Annotated in this window: 1 protein-coding gene; it reads right to left on the bottom strand. The window is 52.7% G+C overall.

Annotation, left to right across the window (positions count from 1 at the left end; genetic code table 11):
• The coding region (locus tag EN852_RS41875; RefSeq protein WP_135879726.1) for a PilZ domain-containing protein at positions 1-208 on the bottom strand (208 nt) is incomplete at its 3' end.
• Positions 209-366 lie beyond the last annotated feature (158 nt).

Raw genomic sequence — 366 nt, 5'->3', positions numbered from 1 at the left:
CCGCCTTATAACCGACCCCATCAGTCGGGATGTAAAGAAGGAATTCATTTGGAACGCGCGCGTCAATTGACACTTGCAGCTCCGCGCCTTGCGAATGCATGTTGCGAACGGTGCACTTGACTTCAGAATTTGAAATACCCGAGAGAATCGACGCTCCTTTGAGAACGCGCCGACGCCGCTGCTCCCTTGATTCTTTTCCGCCGTCCATAGAACACCCAAGGTAAGATCGGCTCGCGCTCTGCCACAGCCAGCTTGCGCTCCGGGAGGTCACGTCGCAAAACCCGGTAACATTACTGTTGTCGGGTAGCAATGACCGAAAGAGAAGCTAGTATTACAGTTGCGTTGTGAGTTGCATTACTAACTTCC

The sequence above is a fragment of the Mesorhizobium sp. M2E.F.Ca.ET.209.01.1.1 genome, assembly GCF_004010375.2.
In the GTDB taxonomy this organism is placed as follows: domain Bacteria; phylum Pseudomonadota; class Alphaproteobacteria; order Rhizobiales; family Rhizobiaceae; genus Mesorhizobium.
Note: the sequence above shows the minus strand (reverse complement) of the source record. Positions and strands in the feature narration are given on the sequence as shown.